This window comes from Bacillus hominis (assembly GCF_018332515.1).
Classification (GTDB): Bacteria; Bacillota; Bacilli; order Bacillales; family Bacillaceae_G; genus Bacillus_A; species Bacillus_A hominis.
The window spans coordinates 1-2,662 of the sequence record NZ_BOQD01000420.1 but is presented as its reverse complement, the minus strand read 5'-3'; the positions used below and the strand labels follow the sequence as shown (position 1 = coordinate 2,662).

The following is a 2,662-nucleotide window of genomic DNA, read 5'->3' as shown; positions in this document are numbered from 1 at the left end:
ATGTACCGTATAAACATGTGGTTCAAGGAACGAAGGTTATGTTTTATATTCCGAATGTTGCGATTTTTTCGGTTCAAGATGGAGAAAAGATAACTATTTCACCTGAAAGTGAGATTGAAGAGGGTTTAATTAGACTATTTGTACTTGGGACATGTATGGGAATAGTATTGATGCAGAGAAAAATACTTCCACTGCATGGGAGCGCAATAATGATTGATGGGAAAGCATATGGCTTTATTGGGGAATCGGGTAGAGGGAAATCCACATTGGCAGCGGGTTTTCTGGATTTAGGATATAAACTTTTAAGTGATGATGTGATAGCGGTATCGCTTGCAGAAAATTGCACCCCATACGTTATTCCGTCATATCCACAGCAAAAATTATGGCAGAAGAGCTTAGAACATTTTGGAATGCGTGTTAATGAATATAAAAAGCTAGTCGGAAGGGAAAATAAATATAGTATTCCAGTTGATGCATATTATTTTTCAAATCCAGTCCCACTGGCAGGATTATTTGAGTTAGTAATTGCAGAAAATGAGAAAATTGAAATTCGAGAAATCAAAAAGCTTGAAAAGCTACATACGTTACTTTGTCAAACCTATAGAAATTTTTTAATTCCACGATTAGAACTAACGGAATGGCATTTTGATATTTCAGCGAAAATCATACAGCATATTGATATGTATCAATTGCACCGTCCGGAAATAGAGTTTACGGTGTCACGTCTAGCTTCTATTATCTTAAAAACTATAGATGAAAAGGAGTAAATATTGATGAAAAAACATATGATTTCTTTGGAACAATGTATTGTACAGACCGTAGGGAATATAGTGAGTGACATGGATGGTGAGAAAGTTATGTTAAATATTTCTAATGGTAAATACTATAATTTAGGTAAGATAGGTGGAATCATATGGGAACGAATAGAGAACCCAATAAAAATTAGTAAACTACTAAATGAACTAACCTTAGAATATGAAGTGGAAGATTCTGAATGTAAGGAACAAGTTCTTCTTTTTTTAGAACAATTATTAGAAGAAGGTTTAATTGAGTTTACTAAAGTGGAATGATAGGAATGTATCTGAAATAAGGGGTAGGAATTCAAATATGTGTATGAGAAGAAAAATAAAAACTTTATTTCTATTAAATCCGAGAACAATATTTTTATTTGGAGAGGCTTATCTTTATCTAGGGTTAGCCCGGATATCTAATTTTATTTCTTTTTCTAAGGTTGCTCCTAAATTGGGAATCCATATGGAAGAAACGGTTGTCATTTCCGACCCGAAGAATACGATAATACTAAAAGAGGTTTCTGAAGCGATACGTATCGTAAGCCGTCATACGTTTTGGGAGAGTAGGTGTTTAGTAAAAGCGATTGCTGCAATGAAGATGTTAGAAAGAAGAAAGATTGAGAGTACTTTATACTTAGGTACAGCTAGAGAAGAGAACGGTATGCTGAGTGCGCATGCATGGTTGAGGAGTGGATCTGCTTATATTACTGGTGCGGAAGAAATGCAAAGGTTTACTGTTGTGAGTAAATTTGCTAAAACGATGGATTAAAAAACATTGAAGGAGAGTATCATGAGAAATAGTTATGAACTTGACTTAAATAATATTAATAAGGAGCTTCAACTACAATTAGAAATAATAAGAAGAAAGAATATTTTCGAACTAAAGGAAATGGGCAAGGATTTGTTTGAGAATATTGATTGGGATAACTTTCTTACATTAGCAATCCATCATCGTGTTTATGCATATATATATCCGAAATTGAAATTACTTAGTAGTGAATACGTTCCTTCTCACGTTACTCAAACCTTACAAAAATATTTTAAAATGAATACATTTCAAATGTTGTATTTTAGTGGTGAGATAGAAAGAATAGGTAAATTGTTTCATGAAAATAATATTCGTCTTCTATTTTTAAAAGGCCCAGTACTTGCTGCGGATCTTTATAAAGACATATCTTTCCGTACTTCGAGCGATATAGATCTTATCGTTTCTTTAAACGATCTTCAAAAAGTAGAACAGCTCTTGGCAGATGATGGATATGTAAAGGATGATTATTTTAGTACAGTTTTAAATGATTGGAAATGGAGACACCATCATATGACATACTTTCACAACGAAAAGGGTATCAAGGTTGAAGTTCATTGGCGATTAAATCCGGGCCCATCAAAGGAACCAACTTTTGATGAATTATGGAAACGTAGAAGAAGTAGTTCGCTTACTAATTTTCCTGTATATGGTTTAGGAAGAGAGGATTTGTTTTTATCACTCATCTCTCATGGAGCGCGTCACGGATGGTCTAGATTACGATGGTTAATAGATATTCAGCAAATTTTAGAACACCCCCTCGATTGGCGACAGCTTAATAGATTGTTAAAGCAATATCAATTATTACATATAGGGGGACAAGCAGTAATCTTAACATCTCATTTATTAAAGACTTCTCCGGTGGAAGAAATGAATTTATTGTTAGAGGATAGTCGCTCGAAAAAATTAGCGCAAGAGGCTTTATTTTATATAGAGAACATGGTGGAATTGCACGCTGATACGATTCCAGAGGAGGTAGCGAAATATCATAAAAAACATTTATTTTCCTTAATGACCAATCGTCAAAAAGCTCTTTTTATTACTAGTTTTTTATATCCTTATCCAG

At 33.7% G+C, this 2,662-nt stretch carries 4 protein-coding genes; all 4 read left to right on the top strand.

Annotated elements, in window-relative coordinates; all coding sequences use genetic code 11:
• The coding region (locus KI356_RS25890; RefSeq protein ID WP_212936877.1) for a phosphoenolpyruvate carboxykinase (ATP) at positions 1 to 767 on the top strand (767 nt) is incomplete at its 5' end.
• On the top strand, positions 768 to 1,070 hold the full coding sequence (locus KI356_RS25885; RefSeq protein ID WP_438820850.1) for a lasso peptide biosynthesis PqqD family chaperone: 303 nt from the start codon (positions 768 to 770) through the stop codon (positions 1,068 to 1,070). It begins immediately after the preceding gene.
• A 37-nt stretch (positions 1,071 to 1,107) separates the two neighbouring features.
• Positions 1,108 to 1,560 (top strand): lasso peptide biosynthesis B2 protein, encoded by a 453-nt coding sequence (locus KI356_RS25880; RefSeq protein WP_212936876.1) that lies wholly within the window; start codon positions 1,108 to 1,110, stop codon positions 1,558 to 1,560.
• Positions 1,561 to 1,581: 21 nt separating this feature from the next.
• A partial coding sequence (locus KI356_RS25875; protein ID WP_212936875.1) for a nucleotidyltransferase domain-containing protein occupies positions 1,582 to 2,662 on the top strand: 1,081 nt, incomplete at its 3' end.